The sequence below is a fragment of the Burkholderia pseudomultivorans genome (assembly GCF_001718415.1).
GTDB lineage: Bacteria > Pseudomonadota > Gammaproteobacteria > Burkholderiales > Burkholderiaceae > Burkholderia > Burkholderia pseudomultivorans_A.
Genome location: NZ_CP013378.1, coordinates 2,683,418 through 2,702,844, shown reverse-complemented (window position 1 = coordinate 2,702,844; position 19,427 = coordinate 2,683,418). Strand labels below are relative to the sequence as shown.

General features: G+C 64.3%; 18 protein-coding genes and 1 pseudogene. 5 read left to right on the top strand and 14 right to left on the bottom strand.

Annotated elements, in window-relative coordinates; all coding sequences use genetic code 11:
* Positions 1-33: 33 nt before the first annotated feature.
* The 3 genes from hflC to WS57_RS24800 are packed head-to-tail and all read left to right on the top strand — an operon-like array spanning position 34 to position 4,072.
* Positions 34-1,071: a protease modulator HflC gene (gene hflC, locus WS57_RS24810; protein ID WP_069244947.1), complete on the top strand. Its 1,038-nt coding sequence runs from the start codon at positions 34-36 to the stop codon at positions 1,069-1,071.
* The gene (locus WS57_RS24805) at positions 1,068-2,111 is read left to right on the top strand and encodes an SPFH domain-containing protein (protein ID WP_069244946.1); all 1,044 of its coding nucleotides are present in this window, start codon (positions 1,068-1,070) and stop codon (positions 2,109-2,111) included. Before hflC ends, WS57_RS24805 begins: the two co-directional genes overlap by 4 nt.
* Positions 2,108-4,072, top strand: a complete 1,965-nt coding sequence (locus WS57_RS24800) for a heavy metal translocating P-type ATPase (RefSeq protein WP_009689536.1) — start codon at positions 2,108-2,110, stop codon at positions 4,070-4,072. Before WS57_RS24805 ends, WS57_RS24800 begins: the two co-directional genes overlap by 4 nt.
* Positions 4,073-4,420: 348 nt before the next feature.
* Here the strand turns inward: WS57_RS24800 and WS57_RS24795 are convergent.
* Positions 4,421-5,631, bottom strand: a protein-coding gene (locus tag WS57_RS24795) for an IS3 family transposase (RefSeq protein WP_155774291.1) whose coding sequence is annotated in 2 segments (ribosomal slippage) — positions 4,421-5,316 and positions 5,316-5,631 — 1,212 coding nt in all. Because the reading frame shifts where the segments join, the coding sequence is not laid out codon by codon here.
* A gap of 154 nt (positions 5,632-5,785) precedes the next feature.
* On the opposite strand from WS57_RS24795, the gene WS57_RS24785 reads away from it, so the two are divergent.
* The gene (locus WS57_RS24785) at positions 5,786-6,226 is read left to right on the top strand and encodes a hypothetical protein (protein WP_069244945.1); all 441 of its coding nucleotides are present in this window, start codon (positions 5,786-5,788) and stop codon (positions 6,224-6,226) included.
* Between the two features lie 258 nt (positions 6,227-6,484).
* Here WS57_RS24785 and WS57_RS24780 read toward each other — a convergent pair whose 3' ends face one another.
* The 10 genes and pseudogenes from WS57_RS24780 to WS57_RS24745 form a co-directional block, all read right to left on the bottom strand.
* Entirely contained in the window at positions 6,485-7,735 is a 1,251-nt protein-coding gene (locus WS57_RS24780; RefSeq protein ID WP_038455837.1) for an IS256 family transposase, read from the bottom strand.
* Between the two features lie 259 nt (positions 7,736-7,994).
* Complete coding sequence (locus WS57_RS24775) at positions 7,995-8,738, bottom strand: hypothetical protein (protein ID WP_155741124.1); 744 nt, start codon at positions 8,736-8,738, stop codon at positions 7,995-7,997.
* A 496-nt stretch (positions 8,739-9,234) separates the two neighbouring features.
* Positions 9,235-10,097: pseudogene (wecB, locus tag WS57_RS24770) on the bottom strand (non-hydrolyzing UDP-N-acetylglucosamine 2-epimerase); the annotation flags it as partial.
* A gap of 249 nt (positions 10,098-10,346) precedes the next feature.
* Positions 10,347-10,730: a type II toxin-antitoxin system VapC family toxin gene (locus WS57_RS24765; protein ID WP_009689534.1), complete on the bottom strand. Its 384-nt coding sequence runs from the start codon at positions 10,728-10,730 to the stop codon at positions 10,347-10,349.
* Positions 10,727-10,933 (bottom strand): DUF2191 domain-containing protein, encoded by a 207-nt coding sequence (locus tag WS57_RS24760; RefSeq protein ID WP_059514585.1) that lies wholly within the window; start codon positions 10,931-10,933, stop codon positions 10,727-10,729. Before WS57_RS24760 ends, WS57_RS24765 begins: the two co-directional genes overlap by 4 nt.
* A 178-nt stretch (positions 10,934-11,111) precedes the next feature.
* On the bottom strand, positions 11,112-11,393 hold the full coding sequence (locus tag WS57_RS37260) for a hypothetical protein (protein ID WP_155741123.1): 282 nt from the start codon (positions 11,391-11,393) through the stop codon (positions 11,112-11,114).
* A 20-nt stretch (positions 11,394-11,413) separates the two neighbouring features.
* Entirely contained in the window at positions 11,414-11,863 is a 450-nt protein-coding gene (locus WS57_RS24755; RefSeq protein ID WP_059514569.1) for a CBS domain-containing protein, read from the bottom strand.
* 815 nt (positions 11,864-12,678) lie between these two features.
* Positions 12,679-12,918, bottom strand: coding sequence for a hypothetical protein (locus tag WS57_RS36195; RefSeq protein WP_081056715.1), 240 nt, complete (start codon positions 12,916-12,918; stop codon positions 12,679-12,681).
* Between the two features lie 223 nt (positions 12,919-13,141).
* Positions 13,142-15,520, bottom strand: a complete 2,379-nt coding sequence (locus tag WS57_RS24750; RefSeq protein ID WP_208610305.1) for an exo-beta-N-acetylmuramidase NamZ domain-containing protein — start codon at positions 15,518-15,520, stop codon at positions 13,142-13,144.
* Between the two features lie 130 nt (positions 15,521-15,650).
* Positions 15,651-16,124 (bottom strand): hypothetical protein, encoded by a 474-nt coding sequence (locus WS57_RS24745; RefSeq protein WP_009689529.1) that lies wholly within the window; start codon positions 16,122-16,124, stop codon positions 15,651-15,653.
* Between the two features lie 420 nt (positions 16,125-16,544).
* On the opposite strand from WS57_RS24745, the gene WS57_RS24740 reads away from it, so the two are divergent.
* Positions 16,545-17,042, top strand: a complete 498-nt coding sequence (locus WS57_RS24740; protein WP_009689528.1) for a lecithin retinol acyltransferase family protein — start codon at positions 16,545-16,547, stop codon at positions 17,040-17,042.
* Between the two features lie 21 nt (positions 17,043-17,063).
* On the opposite strand, the gene WS57_RS24735 is transcribed toward WS57_RS24740, so the two are convergent.
* From WS57_RS24735 to WS57_RS24725, 3 genes are read right to left on the bottom strand one after another with little or no spacing between them, the layout of a single operon-like run.
* Positions 17,064-17,261, bottom strand: a complete 198-nt coding sequence (locus WS57_RS24735; RefSeq protein ID WP_069244944.1) for a hypothetical protein — start codon at positions 17,259-17,261, stop codon at positions 17,064-17,066.
* Between the two features lie 45 nt (positions 17,262-17,306).
* Entirely contained in the window at positions 17,307-18,563 is a 1,257-nt protein-coding gene (locus tag WS57_RS24730) for a putative glycoside hydrolase (RefSeq protein ID WP_009689526.1), read from the bottom strand.
* The gene (locus WS57_RS24725) at positions 18,560-19,351 is read right to left on the bottom strand and encodes a polysaccharide deacetylase family protein (protein WP_009689525.1); all 792 of its coding nucleotides are present in this window, start codon (positions 19,349-19,351) and stop codon (positions 18,560-18,562) included. The genes WS57_RS24730 and WS57_RS24725 overlap by 4 nt, the downstream gene beginning before the upstream one ends.
* Between the last annotated feature and the right edge of the window lie 76 nt (positions 19,352-19,427).

Here is a 19,427-nt window from a genome sequence, read left to right as displayed (position 1 = left end):
GCACGCGCGCGGCGCCGCATCCGGGGTGACATCGTGAGTCTGTTTCATTCGCACGCGCATGATCATGCGCATCACGGCCATGGCCGCCACCATCACGCGCCGCACGGTGCATCGCCCCCGCCCGGCGCGCTCCGCCTGCGCATCGCCGTCGCCCTGCTATGCGTGCTCGTCGCGCTCGCGGTCGCGAGCTTCGTGCAGGTGCGCGCCGGCGAAGCATCGGTGATCACGCGCTTCGGGCGCCCCGTGCGCGTGCTGCTCGAACCGGGGCTGGCGTGGCGCCTGCCCGCGCCGATCGATGCGGTCACGCCGGTCGACCTGCGCCTGCATACGACGTCGAGCGGCCTGCAGGACGTCGGCACCCGCGACGGACTGCGCATCATCGTCGAGGCCTATGTCGCATGGCGCGTGCCGGCCGATGCGCGCGACATCGGGCGCTTCATGCGCGCAGTCGGCAACGAACCCGACGAAGCGGCGCGGCAGATTCGCTCGCTGGTCGGCTCCGCGCTGCAGACGACGTCCGCCGGATACGATCTCGCGTCGCTCGTGAACACCGATCCCGCGCAAGTGAAGATCGGCGAATTCGAAGACACGCTGCGCCGGCAGATCGACGCGCAGCTCTATGCGGCCTACGGCGTGCGCGTTGCGCAGGTCGGGCTCGAGCGGCTCACGCTGCCGGCCGTCACGCTCGCCGCGACCGTCGACCGGATGAGCGCGGAGCGCGAGACCGTGGCCGCGCAACGCACCGCGGACGGCAATCGCGAGGCTGCGCAGATCCGCTCCGACGCCGAGCGCGACGCCCGCATCGCGCTTGCCGATGCAAACGTGAAAGCAGCCGACATCGAGGCGCAATCGCGCAAGGATGCGGCCGACATCTATGGCAAGAGTTATGCGGCCAACCCGCATCTGTACACGATGCTGCGTTCGCTCGACACGCTGAACGCGGTGGTCGGCAGCAATACGAACCTGATCCTGCGCACCGATGCCGCGCCGTTCCGCGTGCTCGTGCAGGGCCCGGCCGACGCGTCGGGACCGGCCGCGCCGGCCTCCGGGGCGCACAAGGCCGCACGATGAGCGCCCCTTCTGCACCGCCGCTCGGACCCGGCGCCCAGGCCGTACGCCTGTCGTTCTGGTTCGTCGCGGCGCTCGCGGTGCTCGCCGCCTGCGCGTGGGCCGGCTCGAACATCCGGCGCATCCCGGCAGACAGCCGCGCGGTCGTGATGCGCTTCGGCGCCTTCGTGCGCACGCAGGACGCCGGGCTCGTGATCGCGTGGCCGCAGCCGTTCGAGTCGGTGCGGCTCGTGCCGGGCGCAGCGCGCGTGCTCGAGCAGAAAATCCGCTCGCTCGACCGCGACCCGCGGGCGCTCGTGCCGTCCGCGTCGAGCATCGCGCGGCTGCCCGACGCGCTCGCCGGCTCCGGCTACGTACTGACCGGCGATGGCGGCGCCGTTGCGTTGAGCGCGGTGCTCTACTACCGCGTCAGCGACCCGTACGCGTATGTGCTGCAGCACGATCGCCTCGACGCAGCGCTCGAGCGAATCGTGTCCGCATCGGCCGTCGAGGTCGCGGCGACCCGCGATCTCGACGCGATCCTGGTCGCACGCCCCGAACAGCTGGCCGCCGACCGGCAGATGGCCGCGCGTCGCGAACGGCTGCGCGGCGATCTCGCCGACGCGATCGCGCGGCATCTGCGCGCGCTCGACGCGGCGCACGCGGGGCTTGGCATCGAAGTCGCGCGCGTCGACGTGCAGCCCGCGTTTCCCGGCGCGGCGGCCGATGCGTTCAACTCGGTGCTGACGTCGCTGCAGCTCGCCGAGCGGACCATCGCCGAGGCGCGCACCGCGGCCGAACAGCGGCGGCAGGATGCCCAGCAGGATGCCGACCGGATCGTCCAGGATGCGCGAGCACGCGCGGCAGAACGCGTCGCGACGGCGCAGACCAGCACGCTCGAAATCCGCCAGCTCGAAGCGACGCTGCGCGAGAATGCCGATCCGGGCCTGCTGGCACGGCTCTATCGCGACCGCATGCAACGCATCCTGTCGAAGACCGGACGCGTGACGACGATCGATCCGCGCGATACCTCGAACCTGATCCTGCCCGGGAGCGCCCATTGAATCCGCTCGCCGAAACATCCGCGAGGCCGGCCGCCACGACCGCTCCCGCCGGCGCGACGGCGCCTGCCCCGGCGGTCTACGCGCTGTCCACCGACGAGCGGCGCACGATCACGCGGCAGATCGCGCTCGCGCTGCTCGCCGGCGGCCTGCTCGTGCTGTCCTTCGCATGGCGCACGTTGTCGGCGGGCGGCGAAACGCTCGCGCAAATGCTCGCCGCACTCGCGTCGCTGATCGTCGCGGGGCCCGTCTTTGCGAGCGCGTGGCGCAGCCTGCGCGCCCCGAGCCTGCATGGCGTGACCGACCGCCTGATCGCACTCGCTATGCTGGCCGCGTGGGCGATCGGCGACATGACCACGGCCGCGCTGCTGCCGATCGTGATGACGTTCGGACACGCGCTCGAAGAGCGCAGCGTGCTCGGTTCGCAGGAAGCGATCCGTGCGCTCGGCCGGCTGACGGCCGGCCGCGTACGCCGCATCGGCACGGACGGCAGCATTGCCGAAGTCGCTTACGACGCGCTCCGCGCCGGCGACCGGATCGAAGTGGTGGCCGGTGCGCGCATTCCGGTCGACGGCATCGTGTATGCCGGCGCGTCGAGCGTCGACAACGGCCCGATCACCGGCGAGTCCGTGCCGCTCGACGTCGACGAAGGCAGTGCCGTCTACGGCGGTGCGCTGAACCTCGACGGCGTGCTGCGCATCGAGGTCACGCATACCGGCGAGGATTCGACGCTCGGCAAGATCATCGCGCTGATGCAGCACGCGGAACAGGCGAAACCGCCCGTCACGCAGGTGCTCGAGCGGCACATGGGCGCCTATCTCGCGCTGGTGCTGCTGATCGCGGCGATCGTCTGGTTCACGTCCGCGAACGCGTCGGCGATGCTCGCAGTCATCGTGGCCGCATGCCCGTGTGCGCTGGTGCTCGCCGCACCGTCTACGGCGATCGCCGGCATCGCGGTCGGCGCGCGACACGGCATCCTGTTTCGCAATGCCGCGTTCCTCGACAAGATCGCCGAGGTCGACTCGCTCGTGATTGACAAGACGGGCACGCTCACGCGCGGTGAATTGCAGATCCGGCAGGTGTGGCTGCAGCCCGGCGTCGACGGTGCACAGGCGCGCGTACTGGCCGCGCGGCTCGGCGAGAGCAGCGCGCACCCGGCGAGCCGTGCGCTCGTGCGCGATGCCATCGCGTCCGGTCTTGCAGGCGCCGCCATCGAGCCGTTCGAACGGACCCGTGAATTACGCGGGCTCGGCGTCGTCGCCGAGACGCCGGACGGCACCGCGGTACTGGGCCGGCCCGCACTGCTCGCCGAGCATGCCGATGCATTGCCGCCGCCTCCCGACGATTTCGACGGGCCACTGGTCGGCCTCGTGCTCGACGGCCGGTTGCTCGCGTGGTTCGGTTTCGCCGACACGCTGCGGCCCGACGCACACGCTGCGCTCGCCGAGTTGCGTGCACTGGGCGTCGCGCGACAGACGCTGCTGACGGGCGACCTCGAGCGCGTCGCGCGCAAGGTCGCGGCCGAGACCGGCATCGACACGGTGATCGCGCAGGCGTTGCCGCACGACAAGCTCGACTACGTGATGCGCGAGATCGGCGCCGGCCTGCATCCGCTCGTCGTCGGCGACGGGCTGAACGACTTGCTGGCGATCAAGGCCGGCTCGACCAGCATCGCGATGGGCGAGCATGGCGTCGATATCGCGGTCGCGTCGGCCGACGTCGTGCTGCTGGGCGACGAACTGCGGCGCATTCCGACCTGCATCCGGCTCGGCCGGCGCTGCCGACGCACGGCGACGATCAATGCGGCGATCGGGCTCGCGTGGACGCTCGCCGTGATCGCGCTGGCCGCGACCGGCGTGCTCGGCGCGGTGTGGGCCGCGATCCTGCACAACGTCGGCACGTTCGTCGTGATTGCGAACGCCGGCCGGCTGCTGAGGATCGACGAGGCGGGTCGCGGGGGGTGAGTGGAGAAGTTTGTGGGTATCGGTGGGCGCTTGCGTGTGCCGGCATGTGTTGGGTTCGTTGTGCCGGGTGCGGGGGCGTCATTGCCTGAGCGTGAGGCAGTGGATCGAAATAGATTTTCGAATGCCCTAAATGCAGGTTACATCAGAGGTTCACCGGACTGCGTAAAAACCCGCTGCGAGAAATTTCACGCAATCGATAACAGTCGCCGGGTCATTGCATGGATGAGACTTGGCCCGCCCTACACGATTCGAACGTGTGACCTACGGCTTAGAAGGCCGCAGGCCATCTAGTTTCGCGGAGTTGATTGGTGTTGAAGTGGAGTTGACCCTGTAATCCCGGACACGGCATCACACTAAGGTTGCTGAATCCATCGAGCGCCGGAACTCGCGAGGCGAGCGGTATTTCAGCGCGCTATGGGGATGCTTCTCGTTGTAATGCTCGAACGCGATGGCCAAGTTGCGTGCGGCAGTCGCTGCGTCCGGCTTCGGCATGAAGGCGACGTAGTCGCGTTTCATCGTCTTCACGAAGCTCTCTGCCATCCCATTACTTTGTGGGCTGCACACCGGTGTGGTCAATGGCTTCAGGCCGATGGCCACTGCGAACCGGCGCGTGTCGTCGGCCGTGTAGCCCGAACCGTTGTCGCTCAGCCACTCGATTTCGGACGGGGTATGCAGTTCGTTGCCAAACCGATTTTCCACTGCAGCCAGCATCACGTCGCGCACGATGTCGCCGCTGTGACCTGCTGTCGTGGCTGCCCAGCTCATCGCCTCTCGGTCGCAGCAATCCAGCGCAAACGTCACCCGCAGCGGCTCGCCGTTGTCGCAGCGGAACTCGAAGCCGTCCGAGCACCATCGCTGATTGCTGCGCGCGACGGCCACCTTGCCATCGTGCCGACGTTGCGGCCGAGGCGGGGCTGGACGCCGTTGCATCAGCAGACCGTGAGTGCGCATGATGCGATAGATGCGCTTCGCATTGAACGGCACCTGTCCGGCAGCAATGCGTTCATTGCGCAGCGAGCCCCACACCCGGCGATAGCCATAGCTGGGCAAATCGCCGACGACTCGGCGGATTTCCTCGACCACGCTCGCATCGTCCGTCTGCCGCGATTGACGGCCATCGCGCCACGTCGCCGGACGCGACAGTCGTGCCGATACGTTCGAGCGCGACACGCCGAGAACTTCACAAACCAGTTTCACTGGTCGTCCTCCGGCAGCGAGGGCGAGTGCGCTATCCATTTTTTTGCCCGGCCGTACTCGACTGCTTCGCGGAGAATCTCGTTCTCCATGGTCTTCTTGCCGAGCATCCGTTGCAGCTCGCGAATCTGCTTGAGCGCGTCGGCCAGCTCTGAGGCCGGAACCACTTCCTCGCCAGCCTTGACCGCTGACAGGCTCCCATCCTGGTACAGCTTGCGCCAGTGGAACAGCTGGTTCGGGTTCACGCCGTGCTGCCGCGCGACCATCGAAACCGACTTCCCTGGTTCGAAACTCTCGCGAACCATCGCCAGCTTTTGCTCCGCCGTCCAGCGCCGCCGGCGCTCCGGGCCCGTCAACACTTCCATCACTTCCTGCCTGGTGTTAGTCAAAAACACAGTCTTATGCCTACCCGTTATTGTAAGTGGGTGACTGTGTCCGGCGTTTCAGGGGGCTGCTCCAACTGGAACGAAACCCACCAACTATCCGAACGACCAGTACATCTACAACATTCGAACGGACGTGCACTACGTCGACGATGTGGTTCAGAACCAAAACGACGTCGATCGCATGAATCAATTTGGCCATCAGGTCGCTGATTGCGTTCATCAAGCAGCGTATCCGATGGCGCAGACGAAGGGTCGCACCTACCTGACTACCGACGAGCAAAAAGAACTGATCAATCACTGCAAAGGCCAAGCTAGCGCCATCAACAACTCTCGTAGCAACAATCCTTCGATCCTTGCTGCGGCCTCGGGCGAAGATAAGAAGGTTAGTGCTTACCTCGACTCGGTCAACAATAAACAGAACGAAAATCGCGACGAGTGGCCGAACGAGGACAACGCTTGTACGCAGAAATGGCAGAAGAACTTCGTGGCGAAGAACGGCCCCGATGCGATGATCCGGTACGACATGGCATGGGAATGGGTCGACAACTGCCGAGCCGGTAAACAGCCGTCGTAATCTACCGTTCTCGGCGGATCTGTGGGATGTTATTCGCAGATTCGCCGTCTCATTTTTTTGACTATTCGCACGTAATCTCGACGTAGATGTATTGTTCGATTCAGAGTAGCCGAACAATGAAGCGAGCAGTATTCTTGGTCAGCCTGTGCTGGTGGTCCAGATTCGAACGCTCGAGGACTGCTCGATTCAGACGAGAGATTAGTTTATGTAAAATCAATGGGGGTGTCAGGATTTCCGTGTTCAAGGCGGGTGGAGTAATTACACGGAAGGCCGAACGAATCGATCTGCGTAAAGGATAGCGAATTGGTTCATGGCCGTCTTCCAGTCGTGAGCGGCGCTCCCCCAGTTCGCGGTGATGTTGCGCAAGGCCAGCCAGATGAGCTTGGTGGCAGCCTCGTCGGTCGGGAAGTGACCACGGGTCTTGATGATCTTGCGCAACTGCGAGTTGATATTTTCAATCGCGTTCGTCGTGTAAATGATCTTGCGCACACCCGGCGGAAACGCAAAGAACGGGATCACGCGATCCCAGGCGTTGCGCCACGCGCTACTGACAGTCGGGAATTTCTGACCCCACGGCCCATCCGCAAACGCATCGAGTTCGGCCTGAGCGGCTTCCGCGCTGGGAGCGGCGTAGATCGGCTTGATCGCCGCGGCCAAGCCTCGGCGGTCCTTCCAACTGGCGTAATCGAGGCTGTTGCGGATGAGGTGGACGATGCAGGTCTGCAGCGTGGTGGCCGGGAACACGGCGGCCAGCGCTTCGGGCATGCCCTTGAGCCCGTCCGTGACGGCAATCAGGATGTCGTGAACGCCGCGCGTCTTCAGATCGTTGAACACCTTCATCCAGAACTTGGCCCCCTCGGTATTCTCGATCCACAGGCCCAGGATTTCCCGCGTGCCGTCGGGCAGCACGCCCAGCGCCAGATAGACCGCCTTGTTGCGCACGACGGCGTCTTCGCGAATCTTGACCCGCAGTGCGTCGAAAAACACGACCGGATACATCGGCTCAAGCGGTCGGGCCTGCCAGGCGGTTACTTCGGCCATGACCTCGTCGGTGACCGAACTGATGAAGTCGGGCGAGACCTCGGTGCCGTACTGTTCCAGCAAGAAGCCCTGAATCTCGCGTACGGTCATGCCTCGGGCATACATGGCGACGATCTTGTCGTCGAAGCCCGTGAAGCGCCGTTCGTGCTTGGGAATCAGGATGGGTTCGAAGCTGCCGTCGCGGTCACGCGGCACCTCGATACGGATCGGGCCGTCTTCGGTCAGAACCGTCTTGGCCCCTTTGCCGTTGCGCTGATTCGTGGCGTTGACCGGCTTGGCAGCACCGGGAGGGTAGCCGAGATGATGGTTCATCTCGCCGCCCAGCGCCCGTTCGATCAGCGCCTTCTTGAGCGCCAGCGTCGCGGCGTTGATGGCTTCGGCCGTCATCGGACCGTTGCCGAACTGCTCGAGCAGCTCGGCCGGAATCGCCGGCAGAGCCGCCGGCTGGGCTTTCGGTTTGCGAGGCATAAACTCTCCTTGGGAGCATGTTATGCCTTAAACACAAAATTCCTGACAGGCCCAACTCAATCGATCTACTATGAAACATGGCGTACAACAGCATGGACCGACTAGACTTGCCCAACACACGCTGATGCTGTAGTACCTGCGCCACCAAGCCTGACAACCCTTCAGAGAAAAAGCCACGCTAAAACCTACGCCGCCGAGCGTCCGGAGGCGCCTTTCCCGCTCCATGCTCGTCGCTGTCGGCGTGCCTAGGGTAGCTGGGTCAAAGTCGCTCGAGAAATTCGAGGAAGAGCAATATGACGATGAGGACGCCAAGCCATTTCACCGTCACATTGAGGTTAGCGAGCTTGAGGCCCAGCGAGACCACCGAGTCCGCGACGAGTTTCGTCGTAACGTCGCTTCCCGGGTCTCCGCTCTGCTCGGTGCCACGCAATGAAGTCGCCGCAAACTCGATTCGAAGGCCGGTGACATAGCCCGTTGCAATAGTCGGCCATTCGATCGTGTCTTCGCTGTCGTTGGGTTTGAGAAAAAGTCGAGACTGTTGTTGTCCGGGGGCAGCCGTCGGACGCTCGGCCAAATACAGATGCCGCATGGCCAATCCCAACTCTACTGCGCCAAGCTGGCCATCCGCGCTTGCCCTCGCAAGCACTTGCAGGCAAGCGTCGGGAATGTGGCAGGCGAGCCACCATTGATCAGGCTCGTCGACTTCGTCGTCGGCGCGATTGAAGCCGAGTCGGGTACTGCCGAGCGCGACGTCGGACAACGAGGTACCCAACTCGTCTTCCAGCGCACGCAGCCCCAGCCGGTCGGCCGTGGTGACGTCGCGCGCGTCAAAAGTCACCTGAAGCGTGCGCGTCGAGCGATGCGTGTCGCCTATGATCGACAACTCCTGCCCCTCGATACTCGCCACGCCGTGTAGCGACGTGGAAAGTGTCGGCTGCTTGCCTTCGTCCAGTGGTTCGATGAGTTGCTGCACGATCTGAAGCTGTTCCAGCTTCAACCACATGGACGTCGCCGCATAATACGTCTGTCTCTCGTTGTCAGACCCGACGTGTTCAACGGCGTGAGCCTTCGGGGCAATCGGACTCACCGCCCCCCCTGTTTCCACAAAATCCATGACACGCCCCCGCTACTGGCTATTACATCAGGCTCCCCGCTGGCGAAAAAATGCGAGTTTCGTTCGTCTGACCATGTGATTGAATCATCCGTTGTTTCCTATCGCTTCGCAGTAGGGAGATACGCGGCATTTTGCTTACTCTGCGCCTTCGCCAATCGCGTACCGCTCATGGTTTGATATCGACTTAATTTGGGGCCGCAAGGCAAAGCCTCGTCAGGCTTGGACGTATCTAACCGGAAACCGCACGAAAATCAAAGTTACTCCTTGCATCGCGAAAAATTCATTGCGGGCCGCGAACATGCAGACATCCGGCCGACTTGGCGGCCCGACCGGATGCCTGACGTCTGCGTCGAACGCGCCGAAACATGCGACCGCCCGGTCCTGCTCACCGCGAGCGCAACGCCTGCAACCCGAGCGAGAGCGCGTTGAACGGCGTCTCCGCGCTGCCTATCGAGAAACTCGTCGTCTTCCTGGGCACCTCGGACGGACGCCTCAGCGCGTGAACGATCCGGTCGCTCGCATGGCCGTCGCCGTACGGATTGCTCGCGCGCGACATTTCCTCGTATGCGCGTTCACTGTCGAATAGCCGCGACGCCTCCCACACGATCCTGTCCCGATCAGTACCGACGAGCCGTGCGGTGCCGACCTGAATCGCTTCGGGCCGCTCGGTCGTCTCGCGCGTGACGAGCACCGGTTTGCCGAGCGCCGGCCCTTCTTCCTGAATGCCGCCCGAATCCGTGATGATGAAATGCGCGCGTGACATCAGGAACACGAACGACAGATATTCCTGTGGCTCGATCAGGTAGATGTTGGGCACGCCGTCGAGCCGGGCACGTGCCGGCTCTCTCACGTTCGGGTTCAGGTGCAACGGATAGACGAACTGCGCGTCTCGATAGCGGTTCGCCAGCGTGCACAGCGCGTCGCAGAAATGCCGAAACGGTTCGCCGAAACTTTCGCGGCGATGCCCGGTTATCAGCACCACGCGCGCGACGGGTCGAGAAACGGGAAGCAGGCGGCGATCTTGTCCGACAGCGCAGTCGTGCAATCCAGCATGCGCTTGACCTCGTGCAACGCATCGATCACGGTATTGCCGGTCAGCGAGACGGACCCGGTCGGCACCTCCTCTCTCAGCAGGTTGTCGCGCGCCTGCCCGGTCGGTGCGAAATGCCAGGACGACACGGCGTCGGTCACGCGGCGATTCAGCTCCTCGGGCCACGGCGACCAGATGTCGCCGCTGCGCAAGCCAGCTGGCCACGTTCGATGCTGACTGCTGCGGACCTGTCATATGTGCGGTTGGATTTCCTGCACACTGGGCAGCAGGCGCCAGGTCGATATGATTGACTTCGTTTTCGCGCGTGCTCACGCAGCATCCGGATCATCGTCCTAGGATCATCCCGACGCTGACCACCTGATCTGCGCATGGAGCATATTTGCCGTGAGTTCGGTTTCGAGAAGCTCGGCGACTAAAGACGGCTTCCCTACCGGCGACGGCTTCGCTCAATGCATGTCAGGCGGTACGTAGTGAACTCCGAATTGCTCTGCCAGTTGCGCGAGGCGCCGATCGCGCGTCCAGAGCCAAGTGCTAGGGGTCAATAGCGCTGATGCCAGCAACGTGCAATCCACCGCACCGCATCCGCGCCCGTACAGCCGTTCCCGCTCGATCCAGTCCGCTACTTCCCCTGGCGTCGCGAGGCGCGTTTGGCGCAAAAGCGCGAGGTCTCCCAACGTTTGGGCCCGCGGTTCGGGCGGCGTCCCGCACGTGAGCTCGAGCATCACTAGCGGATGCGTCAAAACGTCGTCGACGCGGAGCAATTGGATGAGCGCCGGTAGCGGCCGTCGGAAATGCTCGACCCAAACGGACGTATCGACCAGAACGCTCATCGGGTAGCTGACTCCTGGTGGCGGCGTGGCACGTCAGGCATGTCGGGGGCCCGCCCGCCAAGCGCGGCAAGGCGATGGCCGGCTTGGACACGCACGAACGTTTCCAGTGCGGCGCGGAATAGGTCGGCCGGCGCCATGCCCGGCTCGGCGAGTTCTAGAGCGCGCGCGTAGAGAGTATCGTCAACGGTGACGGTGGTACGCATGATGACTCCCGTGATGCATTCGAGCATCAATTTTAGCACCAATTCAGTACCTATCTTGTCGTTGATAAGCGGTTTACCAATCGAGCTAAAACGAAGCTCGTCACGCCTTCGGCAGAAAGCGGCCGGCGAAAATCGTATCGGCTATCAGCGCGCGGAATCGGCACGCTGCCGACCGTGCTCAAGCAGTCTTTCCGCAGACCGATGGCTGCGGGATCTTGGTTATCTCGTCGAGCGCCCACGGCATTTGTGCAATGGGGCGCCGCACAAATTTCATCTCAAAAAACGGTTTGGCGAAGGCGCAATTTAACTGATTCGCGCGGCGGACATCGTCCTGTCCCCAATATGCAAATCGATTTCGGTGCTGCAGCATACCTGAGCCGCGTGTCCTGACCAACGTTGCTTGCCAATTTTCGAACGTAATCGCGGTGTAGCCCGCGAACCAGCGTCCGGACAGCCGCATCAGGTACCACGTCAGTAGTATCAGGATCGGAAACGCTGCCGTTCGATCTGCTGCAGCTTGCCAACTTTGACAACGCCATCGAGTAACTCCGCCAGATGCCGCACGATATCGTCGAGCGTTACGATGCCGGCAAGACTGCCCCCGTTGTCGACAACCGGGAGCCTACGAACCCCCGACCGATGCATTTCGTCGAGCGCGACACCTATTTCGTCAGCGTCGGACACGACGACTAGGCCGCGCGACATAATCTGACCCGCTTTCACATTAGCCGGATCGTCGCCGCGCGCCATCACCTCAATCACTAGGTCGCGGTCGGTTACCAGCCCGATGGGAATGGCTCCTCCGTTTCGGTATTCAATCACGACGACATCGCCAACGTGCGTATGCCGCATAATCCCAGCCAGTTCAAACGCACTGCATTCGGCCGTGCACGATTCCACCGGCTGCGTACAGATACTTCCAATGTACATGGTCAGGCTCCAGTTGCCCCCTGCGTGGACGATACGCGTGTGCCCCCGCGGCGACACATGCGATTTGAGTTCAGGGTAGGCGCGGCGACCCGGCCTGGGTTGACCCACGTCAACGTAGCGCTTGCAGTCGGGGCCGGCAACGAACGGGGGGCAAAGCAAAAGGCCGTTAATGTCCAATGCCCCTCACTGCGACGGGCAGCGCATGCTGTTCGGAGCTCGTTGCGCGCAATCCGAGTTCGACGGCGTGGCGGAAGTAAGTGAACCCGTCGTCGTGACCATGCCAGACGCCCGGACGGATTCGACACGCGAGCTGGCATAGACTGTTCCGTCAAACCGAGCCTAAACGGGTACTGACTCGCTGGTTCGGCTGGATTGATTCCCTATCACGAGGCTCGTTGTCTTACACATGTGTGCAGGCGCCGCGGCCCTGAGAGCTAAACGAACTAGATCGGCCGCAGGCACGCGCATCTATCGGCCATCACGGAAAACGCGCGCAGTAGGCTCAAGATTTTGTTTTGGTGCACCGAGCCCAGCACCGGTTCGCTATTCTGAAGCGATGCCGAGCACGGCATCAAATACGAATAGTGATCCGAGGGCAGCCGCGTTGCCAGATGTGTCCTTGCCAATTTGCAACACGATGGCAGCTTAGAGCAACAGAGAGATGGCGCACAAAATTTCGGTCGCAGAACACGCTAGTCCGGAACCGGTACTGCACAGATCGCGTCTGTTCCGAACTCTATTGCACGCTTGCATACGTCCACGGGTGATAGTTCGGCCTCGGATGCCGGCTCTGGGCTTCTTTCGTTGAATGCTACCTAACGTCGCCCCCTAACGCCAAGCTCTTCGACGTGTGTAAGCAACTCGTTTGCTTGGTTTTTAAGTCCCGGATAGTTGTAGCGCTCAGCAATGTCGCGGATAGCGTGAAGTCTCGCGCGCCAGTAACTCGGCTCGCTGATTACTGTTCCGAGCGGAAACTGTTCTCGCGTCTCTTCGAGAATTTGAATCGCATTTCTCACATGCGTTAATTCTTTCTCGATCGAGTGATACCAGTTCATGTTAACCTCGAGTAAGTTTTTCTGACGATAGTGCATCGACGCTCGGGTGACGCAATTGATCTAACTCAAAAGGTTAATCTCGCTTAACACGCTAGGTATTGAGATTCCAGCTGTAGCGAGGATGAGCAACCGTTGGCGTTTTCTGGATTCTTTGATGCTCGACTGCATAGTGTCGATGTTTCGTGGTGGACCGCGTGCGGATTTCTGCGTTGCTGCATCGATGTCAGTAAATCAAAAACGCCCCTCGCTCGCGGGCGAACGCGGCATTTTGCGCATCGACGACACGTTCTATCTCATCAATCGACCGCCCCGCCTCCAGCATGTCCGCCACCTCGCGCGAGCCGACCGATGCGCGGATAGCTTCGATCCGGAACCGCGCCGGATAACGTCGGTGCAACGCCAGTGCGAGTGCCAGCCCGACCTCGCCCGGCCGCGCCGCGCCGGGCGGCAGTTCGATGCGCACCCCTTCGCACACCGTGCCGTGATACGGCCCCTCCGCCGGGACGAAGCGAACCGGCGAGAACGTCGCGGCCAGCCGCATCGCACGAAGGTCGTCCGCAAGGATGCGCCCGTCGATCCACGGCGCGCCTACCACGCCGAACGGTGTCTCGGTGCCGCGTCCGACACTGACTTCCGCTCCCTCGATGAGCCCGGTCTCCGGGTACAGCGACAACGCGGCGCCATCGCGCAGGTTCGGCGATAGGGCCAGCCAACCGAGTCCGGTATCGCCGAAGCGCATCGCGCGCGCGTAGTTCGCCATCGGCACCACGGTCAGAGCCGCGCCGATGTGCAGGCGGTCGTTGAACAGCCGCGCCAGTTCGCCGAGCGTCATGCCGGGCTGGAGCGGCAACGGGTAATAACCGGTGAACGTGGCCGCTCCGGCATCGGCCATGGGGCCGCCGAACGTATCGCCGCCCAGCGGGTCCGGGCGGTCGAGCACGAGCACCGGACGATGCGCGGCGGCGCCGGCCTCGAGCGCGTAACCGAGGGTAGCCAGGTACGTGAAGAAGCGTACACCTGCGTCCTGCAGGTCTAGCACCAGCATGTCGACATCGGCGAGCAGCGCGGGCGCGATCCTGCGGCGGTCGCCGTACAGGCTGTGAATGACCAGACCGGTCGCGACGTCGATCGTGTCGCCGAACTTCTCGTCGACGTCGGTGCCGAGCCCATGCTCGGGCGCGAACAGCGCGACGAGGCGCGCGCCCGGCGCCTGTGCGAGCAGGTCGACCGTGCGCCGTCCGAACCGGTCGAAGCCGCTGCGGTTCGTGACGAGCGCAATGCGCTTGCCTGCGACGGCTGCGAAGCCGCGCGCAGAGAGCACGTCGATGCCGGCCAGCACCGGCCCGCGCGATACCGGCAACCGGGCGACCTGCGCGACGGCCGCCGCCATCGCGGGCACGCGCGTCGCAATCCGAGACGACGACACGGGCGCGGCTTCGCTCGATACGATGCCGAGCACGAGCGAGCGCAATGGCATCGCCGTACCGGCTTCGTCGGGATACAGCCGGCTCGTGAGCACGATCGCGAAGCGGTGCGTCACGAGATCGATCCACAGCGCCGTGCCCGTGTAGCCGAGGTGTTGGAGCGCGCCGACCGGCGGCAGCCGGTAGCGGTTCGCGGTGAGCGGCGGCCCGACCGCCCAGCCTGGCGTGTGCAGATCGCCTTGCGCGTCGAGCGAGGCCGGCGTCTCGAGCGCGGCGATGCTGCGGCGCGCCAGCACACGCACCGCGCCGAGCGCGCCGCCGTTCATCAGCATGCGCGCGAAGCGCGCCAGATCGTCCGCACTCGCGAACAGACCTGCATTGCCGGCAACGCCGCCCATCGCGGCCGCGAGGGGGTCGTGGACGCTGCCCCGGAGCAGATGGCCATCGCGAACGGTGGTGGGCGCCACGCGCGCGAACAGCGGCGCCGGTGGCCGGAACGCGGTGCTCGCCATCCCGAGCGGCCCGAACACATGTGCGGCGCACCACACGTCGAGCGGCCGGTGCGAAATGCGCTCGACGATCTCGCCAAGAACCACGTAGTTGACGTCGCTGTAGCGCACCTGTGTGCCGGCCGGCGCACCGGGTGTCATTGCGACGATGTCGGCGAGCACGGCGGCACGACTGCGCAGCGCCCGGGACGACGACACACCGACCGGCAACCCCGACACATGCGCGAGCAACTGGCGGATCGTGATGCCGGCCTTGCCGTGCGCACCGAACGCAGGCCAGTAGCGCGCGGCCGGCGCGTCGAGGCTCAGCATGCCGCGTTCCGCGAGTTGCATGGTCGCGACCGCCGTCGCCACCGGCTTCGTCAGCGACGCAAGATCGAAGACGGTATTGACCGTCATCGCCTCGGCGTGCTCGCCCGTCACGCGCAGGCCGCGCGCGACGCGCACCCGCACGCCGTCGGCGTCGCCCGTCACGACCACCGCGCCGGCAAGATGGCCGTCGACGATCTCGGCGGCGATCGCTTCATCGATCGCGGCGGCCTGCTGCGGCGCCATGGCCGCGTCGGCATCCGCTTGCGCATCAGCCGATACAAGCGCGAACACTAGCGCGCCGGTCAGCACGGCAGCGCAGCGACATCGTCGCAATCGAGCGTGTTCCACTGTAGCCATTCCTTCGTGCCGGCAGCATCTGCGGAGTCGACCTGCGAACGGATGTCCGCCGGTCGACGACATCAAGATCCGCGACCGGCTGCGGCATCGTCAGTTCGGCCCTGTTCGCAGGTCATGATCGAACGTGCGGCTAGCGGGCTGGTTGCCGCTGCGACAGGGGGCACCACTTGCACAGGCGCATCGCACCCTGCCCCTCAGCATTGCGCCAGTAAAAAAGCACCTCGACGCCGCCACGCGCCGGGACGACGACGTGCCGGACTTCCTGGACTGCCCTATCGTGCGCGGATACGGTGTACCGCCCAGGCGGCACGCGAGCGAACAGGAACGGGCCGTTCGTGTGTACGTCGAGAAGCGTCGACTTGCCGGACGACAATGTGACGTCGACGTCGGACAGATAGTGGCCGGCCTTCGATGCGAACATGATCCGCAAGTTGTATCGAGGGGCGACGTCACGAAACGCGATGATCTCGTCCTGGCCGATTCCGCCGGTGATATACGCGACACCGTTGCGCTCGATCGGCTCGGTCGACGTTTCAGCCAGTGCGTTCGCGCCGACCGTCAGCAAGCAGGCTGCAAGCAGCATCGTCATGGTTCCGGTCCACATCTTCACTCTCCTGATTGAGTACGCACGGTCACGATGCCCGCGTCCGATCGCGAAACCCCGTGCGTGCCGCGACGACGTCCATGTGTATCGGCGATATCGCCAGCGTCGCGCGGAACGTCGATTTCCCATTGACTCAAATCAAGCGCGTTGCCGCGGAAGCCGAACGAAACTGCGCGGCAAGCCCAAAACCGGTGAAATGGCACACGGCCTGCGCAATTGTCCGTGACAGGTGTCAGCCGATATTGCATGGCTCGTCGGAAATTTCCGACACGACGCCACGACATCGGACAGCAAGCTCAGGCCACGCTGATTGTTCCACGCGGCTCAACTGTCAATACTGGAGACGTGACAGGACGCAACGTGTTTCGCGGCCGGCGCGCGGCTCTTCCGCCCCGCCGCCGCAGGACCGAGGAGTTGGCGATGATTGACCCGACCGCAGTGCACGCCGACGACGCGATGCTGGATGGCGAGCCGCCGGTCGGTGCTCACCTCGTGACCCGCCGCCCTGGCTATCTGCATCACGGGATCTATATCGGCGACGGCGACGTGATTCACTACGCGGGATGGTCCCGCCATGCGAGCGGCGGTCCGGTCGAAGTCGTCACCCTTGACGGCTTCCATGCCGGTTTCGGGTTCGCGGTCATTCGTCACACGCGCACGCTATACGACGGAACGGAAGCAGCGCGCCGCGCGGCATCGCGCCTCGGCGAATGCCAATACCGGCTACTCACGAACAACTGTGAGCACTTCTGCCTGTGGTGCCTGTTCGGTGTGGGGAGGAGCGAACAGGTCTCGTCGTGCCTGCGCAACCCGGTACACGGCATTGCGGTCGTCGCCATGCTGATCGCCTGCGTCCTGGCCGCTCAATTGCATCCGGCGATGACCGGACGGGAATGCCCGGCACGATGTATCGCCTAGTATCGACGGCAAGGCCGTCGCTCAGTCACCCGTCACCTTCCCCCCAAAGACGCCACGCGCACGCCCCCAGCGTTTCGCCTGCTCAATCGCGATACGAATCGCGCTACCCTCGGTACGTCCCTGCCGCAGCAGCGCATTAGCGATATCGATCGCCTTGTCGCGAACCGGCTGCGGCAGACTCCGCATCGAAGGCGGATAACGCTCGGCATTCCACGGCATGATCGATTCGACTCCTGCACGCTCGCACCGGTCCGCACCTGCTGCTCAGCGCGGCAACGCGGCAGGATCGTAGCGATTGCGCGGATTCCACAGCATCCAGCCGTCTGTGCCCTCCGCATCGGCCGCGTCGACCTGTGCGCGGATCTCGTCGGCATCGAACGGCCGACGATCGAACGCATAGTCGCGGAACGCCTGGAGCCACGGGCGAAACCGGACCCCGCCTAGCCCGGTACGGCGCTTTGCCTCGGCCAGCGACCGCGACACGATCTCGCCCGGATGCTCGGTCGGCTTCCGGCAGCCGGGCAGGCCCCACGTGAAGCCGGACGGATACAGCATCGGCGACACATAGTCGACGACCGGTCCGAGCGCGTCGAGCCGTTGCCCGATCGCGGTGTCGTCGGCGTTCCAGCAGACGTACCCAAAAATGTCGGCCGACATGTAGAGGTTGTACGGCCGCAGCCGTTCGCGCGCGCCGGTCAGGAATCCGGCGATCGCCGCAACCCGGTTGGCCTCGGTATTTGGCTCGGCGAACCGGAGACCGTTGGCGTCGGGAAACCGCAGGTAGTCGAACTGGATTTCGTCGAAGCCCATTCGGGCGGCCTCTTCGGCGACGTCATAGTTGTGTTGCCAGGCCGCGCGCGACGTCGGGTCGATCCAGCGTTGATGCTCGCGGTCCTGCCAGACCTCGCCGGCCGCATCGCGCACGGCCCATTCGGGATGAGCGCGAGCCAGCGGGTCATCCTTGAACACGACGATGCGGGCAATCAGGTAAAGACCGCGCGCATGAAAAGTCCGCAGCAGGTCCGGCAAATCGGGTGGGCGAACGATGGCGCCGGCGACATTGTTCGCGGCGCCGGAGATCTCACGCGCCAGGCTGCGATACGGCGTCGCGCCACTGTCGCCCTTCACGTCGATGACGAGCGCGTTGATCGCCGTCTTGTCCTGGAGGGACACTGCCGCCTCGCGCAGCGTGCGGTCCGCGACGCCGTAAGCGGACAGGTAGACGGCTTTCGGACGCACCGGCGTCATGCGGATCGTCTGTGCGCCCTCGGTGGGTGCCAGCGTGACTTCGGTTCGCGCGTAGCCCGGCGCCCGCACGCTCAGGCGTGTACCAGCCGCATCGATCTCCAGTGAAAACGCGCCGTCGCGATCGGCGGTCCGGTTCGCGCCAGACGCGTGGCCGATCGCGCCGGCCAGCGGGTGCCCGTTCGTCGCATCGACGACGGTGATCGTGACGGGCGCCGCCCGGGCGGAGAATCCGGCGAGCGACACGAGCAGACAGACGATCAGGCGTTCGATCACAGCTTCCCCCCGGCGGTTCTCAGCAATCCGTTCATGCATCGTATGTCGCAGGCGTCGGTCATCATATAGCGCGGCAGCGCCATTGCAGGGTCGGTGATACGAACGGGGCGCGCGTCGAGCGTAAATGCCGCGACGTAGCCTTCTCGAACGGCGATCTGGTCGGTCTGCGCATCATGGACGCCGAACGGCCAGGCCAGCATCCGGACCGGCCGGCCGATTTCGGACTCGAGCCGTGCGCGCGAACGGATCAACTGGAACGACACGAAGCGCTGGTAGTCGTCCGGCGTAAGTCGGGCGCGCTCGGTGCGGAAGTTCGGATGCCAGTACGTGTGGGATTCGATGTCGAACCCGCCGGACTGCCCAAGCATGCGCAGCTGGTCCCATGTCATCGCATAGCTAGCGTTGGAGATGGCCGACGGATAGATGAACAGCGTAACCGGCATCGGATGTGCAGCCAGCAATGGGCGCAGCACCTCGTAGACGGAGCGATGGCCGTCGTCGACGGTGATCGCGACCGCTCGCGCCGGCACGGCATCGGCCTGGCCGCCATGCCAGCGCACGACATCGGCGAGCGGTACGACACGGTATCCGTTCGCCTCGATCGCCTGCAGCTGGTTGCGCAACGTCTCGGTACGCACCGTCATTGAATCCAGGCGCGCAGTGGCGAACCGGTGGTAGACGAGGATCAGCACACGCGGCGATGGCGAATCGACGGTCGCGACGTCGGCGGAGCAGGCCGGTGGCATACACGACGACAGGAACAGACAGGCGATCAGGCGAAAGGCCATGGTGGATCTCGTGGATTGGCTGCCCCATTTTTCGCGATCGCGGCACGAAAACCGCTGAGCCAGATCAACGATTGAT